Here is a 5,161-nt window from a genome sequence, read left to right as displayed (position 1 = left end):
GGGCGGCAATGCCGCGACAGCGCTCTGCCAGCACCGTGCCCGTCGCGGCATTGCCGCCCTGCTCGCGTCTCGTCGGCTGCAAAGCCGCTTTCTCGAGAAGGCGTCGGTGGCGGGCCTGGTGGGGGCCTTTGGGTGTGACCAGGCGTTTGGGGTGCAGCATGCGTTGGCACATCGCTTGGAGGCCGTGCCTTCCATTCGGGTCGTTTCGCGCTTCGGATGCGCGTCTTTCGACCATGTGTGCGCCCCTTTCTCGATCGTGCAGCAAAACCGGGCGTTTTTGGCCACGAAACCGCGTTCTGGCACGCGTCGAGCTGCGCCTGGCCCCTTCTGTCCCTCGTCGATTTTTCCGACCTGGGATTTTGCTGCTTGCTGAACGCCTTTCGCTCCGGAGAAAGCCAAGTTTCGTGCCAGAGTGCGGTTTCGTGGCCAAAAATCGCGAATTTTGCCGCATGAGAGTGAGCGAGTGCGTGAACGAGGCTGAGGAAAAACGTATGCCACCCGCTCGCCTTCCAACCCCTCAAGCGTGGGAAGGGAGGGAACTCTCGGGTCATCCCTTTATCAATGCGCGTTCGGGGCGAAAAATTGTGCATAACAATCGCGCGGTATGCAGTCTGGTGGGGTATGATAATCACCATCGACAAACGAGGAACGGTGATCCCATGAGCGCATCCGCATCGCAGCACCCTTCGGCATCCGTCGCACCTGCCGGTTCGACCGTGCCGTCCGCATCTGCCGACGGTTCGTCCGAGATGGCGCACGGCAAAGGCAACCTGGGAATTTTCCGCTTGGCGACCACGGTCATCACGCTCATCATGGGCGGTGGCGTGTTCACGCTGTCGGGCGATCAGGCGGCGGGCGGCGCGAGCGGCGCGGCCATCCTCACGGCGTGGAGCATATCCGGCGTGGGCGTGCTGTGTCTTGTCATGACGTTCTACGCGCTCTCGCGCATCAAGCCCGAGCTCAAAGGCGGCATCTACAGCTACGCGAATGCCGGCTTCGGCGATTTCCTCGGCTTCAACAGCGCATGGGGCTACTGGATCAGCGCGCTTCTGTGCACAGTGAGCTTCTCGGCGCTGCTGTTCGGGGCGCTCGCGTACTTCTTCCCCGTGTTCGGCGAGGGCACCAATCTGGCGTCGGTGATCGGGGCCAGTCTTCTCATCTGGTTCTACGTGTTCCTTGTCTCGCGCGGCATCAAAGAGGCCACGGGTGTGAACGCCGTCATCACCATCTCGAAGTTCGTGCCCATCTTCGTGGGCATCACGGCTATCATCTTTTTGCAGAAGTTCGATCTGGGCATCTTCATGGCCAATATGGCGCAGGGGGCCGAGTCGGGCATGCCGTTCTTCGATCAGGTGAGCAGCACCATGATGATCACCATCTGGGTGTTCGTGGGCATCGAAGGCGCGGTGGCCATTTCGGGTCGTGCCAAGAAAGAGCGCGATGTGGGCAAGGCCACCATCATCGCGTTTGTGTGCGTGCTGTCCATCTACCTCATGGTGAGCATGCTCAGCATGGGCGTCATGCCGCTGTCCGAGCTTGCCGAGCTGCCGAACCCGGCGCTTGCCGGCGTCATGGAGCATGCGGTGGGCCAGTGGGGCGCCATCCTCATCAACGGCGGCGTGGTGTTGTCGCTGGTGGGCGCGATGCTGGGCTACACGGTGCTGTCGAGCGAGTCGCCCTACGAGGCTGCCGAGCAGGGCGTGTTCATCAAGGCGTTCGCCAAGACGAACAAGAAGGGCGCGCCCATCGTCACGCTCGTGGTGACGAACATCATCGTGGAGGCATTCCTCATCATCATGCTGTTTTCGGATAGCACCTACCAGTTCTTCTACACGTTGTCGGCGGGCATGATCTTGCTGCCGTATCTGCTGTCCGCTGCGTACTTCGCCAAGCTCGCGTTCACGAAGCCGGATGCGTTCGCGGGCAAGATCGGCGGCAACATGGTGCTGTGGCGCGTGTTCGGCGTGCTGGGCGTGGTGTACAGCTTCTTCTTGGCGTGGGCGTCGGGCGCGGTGGGGCTCACCATCATGTCGCTTCTGTACGCGCCGGGCATCCTGGTGTACATCAAGGGCAAGAAGGAGCGCAACGAGCCGTACCTTGCCAGCGCGCTCGACAAAGTGGTGGTTGCCATCATCCTTGTCGCCGCCGTGGTGTCCATTGTGCTGATCGCGACGGGGCAGGTGGCTTTCTAGCTCGAGCGTGTGTCGCGCGGGCGGGCGGCGTGGGAAGTGCGCGTGGGGCGTGTTGCGCAGGCGGCGCGGGCGTGCGAGTGGCGTGTGGCGTGTCGCGCGAGCGACGGCTCGCGGCGTGGGCGTACGGCGTGCGAGTGGCGTGCGGTGCGCGGTGGCTCGCGCTGGGCGGCGCGAGCGTGTGGCGTGTCGCATGCGGGGGGGGGGTAGACGCGCGCTGTGCGAGCGGCGCGGATGCGGCAAGTGCGGGCGGCGCGTGCGGCGGCGCATGGGGGCGTGTCGCGTGCTGCGCAGACGACGTGTCTACCATACAGGCGACGTGTGGCATGCTGCGCGGGCGACGCGTGGTGCGGGTTGCGCGAGCGCGGTGTACGGGCGGTGGCGTGTTGCGTGCTGCGCGGAAGGGGCAGACGTGACGTGTGGTGTGCTGTTGGGAAGTTGCGTAACGTGCTGCATGGCCGCGCGGTGGATGGCGCAGGTGCGGCAGGCGGGGGAACGGCGCGCAGTGGCGCACGGCACGACGTGTGGCGCGCTGTCTGGAAGTCGCGCAGTGTGTTGCCTGGTTACCCAACGGATAGCGCGGGCGGTGCGCGGGTGCGGTGTCGTTCGCGCGGAAGGAGCGCGATGGAAGGCTTGTCGCACGGGTGCGGTGGCGCGGCGCGGAAGGCGTAGGCGTGTCGAGTGGCGTGTTGCCTGGAAATCGGACGGCGTGTTGCGTGGGCTTTTCGGCAGATGGCGCGGGCCGGTGTGCGGGCGCGTTTCATCCGCGCGTGCCGTGCGGACATCGTGCGACGCGTGAGGCGCAGACGCGGCGGGCAGATGCTCCGACGGGCGGGCGTGTGTCGGGCGGCAGATGGCGCGCTCGGGTGATGATGCGCTGTCGCACGGATGGCGCGGTGCGTGGCGTGTGACGTGCGCTGCGGGTTGCCCGGTGAATGGTGAGTGTGCCGGGCGATGAAAGCGCGGTGTACAACGTGCGTCGGGACAGTTCGTTGATTGCGTGACCCCCCCCCTCATATATTGTTCTTGCCACTTCTCGCGCAGTGGCCGCGCTCTTTTCTTGTACACGCGAATATGAGATAAGGGATGCGCATGGGGCGGAGGGCGCTTGCCGCACCCCCAAGGGGTTCGGCTCTTTAAAAAAGGCTGGCGCCTCCGGCCCGCAGGTGGACGCGAATTCGGCAGGATGGCCCCCGGGGCCGTATATCCAATGAGGTTGCGCCTGCGGTTGCCAGAGGAAGGCCTCTGCCTCACGGTTAAGCGAGAGACCGGAGGGACGCAATGATCTACATCGGAATCGACATCGCCAAGAGGGGCCACGTCGCCAGCGCCGTTGGCGAAGACGGAAAGGCCGTCGTCGAATCGTTCAGGTTCAACAACACTGCCGGCGGCTTCTCCAAGTTCCTCGCCAAGCTCAAGAAGGCCGGCGCGGACGCCGAACGCAGCCTGATCGGCATGGAGGCCACGGGGCACTACTGGATCGCGCTGTTCGACTTCCTCGGCGCGCACGGCTACGACGCCGCCGTGATCAACCCGATCCAGACGGACGCCTTCCGCGACGTGTGGACGGTCCGCAAGGTCAAGACCGACGCGATAGACGCGGCGATGATCGCCGACCTCGTGCGCTACAAGCGGTACAGCCCGTCGGCCCTAGGAGACGAGGCCACCGAAGAGCTTCGCAGCTTGGCTCGCTACAGGATGTCGCTCGTCGACCGCTCAACGGCGCTCAAGAACAGGGCTACGGCCGTGCTCGACCGCGTGTTCCCCGAGCTCGCGGGCCTGTTCGGCGATGCCTACTGTCCGACGCACCGGGAGCTTCTGCAGCACTGCGCCACGCCCGACCAGGTGCTCGCGACCGACGTGCGGACGCTCGCGAGAATCCTGAGAGAGGCATCGCGGGGAAAATGCGGCCGCGAGAAGGCCGAGGAGCTGAAAAAGGCGGCCAAGGAGTCCGTCGGCGTCAGCTTCGGCTCGAGAGCCCTCGCCCTAGAGGTCAGGCTCCTCATGGAAGAGCTCGACTTCGTGAAGGACCAGATCAAGGAGGTCGAGGCCGAGCTCGCGGTTCTGCTGGACAGAACCAGCGGCAAATGGCTGCTCACGATTCCCGGCATCGACGTCGCCCTCGCCTCGGTCATCGCGGGCGAGATCGGCGACCCCGACCGCTTCGACGGCCCGCACAAGCTCATGGGCTATGCGGGGATGGACCCCACGAGGAGCGAGTCGGGCGACACCGTGTCATCCGACGGCCACATGTCGAAGCGCGGGCCGGGGACCCTGAGGTGGGCCCTCATGATGGCTGCCGACTGCGCCAGGAAGCGCGATCCCTACTTCGGGGACTACTACAGCGCCAAAAAGGGAACGGGCAAGAAGCACCACTACGTGGCACTCTCCGGAGTCGCCCGCAAGCTGATGGGCGTGTGCTTGGCGGTGATGAAAGAGGGGCGGCCCTACGAGCCGACGCCCCCGAAGAACCACCGGCCCGGCCATCTCAAGGATGCCTGACCTCGCTCTTCGCCAAAACGGAGTCAAGCGCGATCGCCAGCGATCCCATGCGGAACCGACCTTCGGTGCGCGCCCTTTATCTCGTATTCGCTTTTCAAGGTTCCTATTGAAAAATCTCAGGTTCCCCCTTGACTCCTAATAGCAGGTCTTTTTTTTGGCTTCTCGGTGACCCCGTTTTGCTCAGAGCGGTAATGAATCCGAAAGTTTCTTCGCATATTTTACCGAAATAGAGACGCTATTCCGATTTTCAGCTTGCGACGGTAAGAAACGGGAGAGTTTTTCGCAGTATTGTACCGAAATGGGGTTCTAGAAAGGGAAACTCGGGTTCTGCACTGTGCTTTCGGTGAAATATGCCGAAAAATTGAGAAATTCATTACCGTTTCAAGAGCGGAGCCCCCTCGCCAGCCTGTCAACTCCGGTTTCCTCGTCAGCTCCGTCTTGCCACCCCCCCCCCTGCCGGCCCCTCAGCC

The 5,161-nt window shown here is 63.8% G+C and carries 3 protein-coding genes; 2 read left to right on the top strand and 1 reads right to left on the bottom strand.

Going from position 1 to position 5,161, the window contains the following annotated elements:
- The coding region (locus tag C2L80_RS14195) for a hypothetical protein (RefSeq protein ID WP_204600613.1) at positions 1-235 on the bottom strand (235 nt) is incomplete at its 3' end.
- Between the two features lie 514 nt (positions 236-749).
- Between C2L80_RS14195 and C2L80_RS13045 the strand changes: the two genes are divergently transcribed.
- Positions 750-2,192, top strand: coding sequence for a basic amino acid/polyamine antiporter (locus C2L80_RS13045; RefSeq protein WP_417133590.1), 1,443 nt, complete (start codon positions 750-752; stop codon positions 2,190-2,192).
- A 1,278-nt stretch (positions 2,193-3,470) separates the two neighbouring features.
- Positions 3,471-4,691 (top strand): IS110 family RNA-guided transposase, encoded by a 1,221-nt coding sequence (locus C2L80_RS13035; RefSeq protein WP_092197370.1) that lies wholly within the window; start codon positions 3,471-3,473, stop codon positions 4,689-4,691.
- The last annotated feature ends 470 nt before the right edge of the window (positions 4,692-5,161 follow it).

It is taken from the genome of Rubneribacter badeniensis, assembly GCF_002899695.1.
Taxonomy (GTDB): domain Bacteria; phylum Actinomycetota; class Coriobacteriia; order Coriobacteriales; family Eggerthellaceae; genus Rubneribacter; species Rubneribacter badeniensis.
The sequence above is the reverse complement of the archived record's forward strand: the minus strand, read 5'-3'. Positions and strand labels throughout refer to the sequence as shown.

Coding starts and splice junctions, on each gene's coding strand:
- C2L80_RS13045 (WP_417133590.1), top strand. CDS start 750: ATGGCGCACGGCAAAGGCAACCTGGGAATTTTCCGCTTGGCGACCACG.
- C2L80_RS13035 (WP_092197370.1), top strand. CDS start 3,471: ATGATCTACATCGGAATCGACATCGCCAAGAGGGGCCACGTCGCCAGC.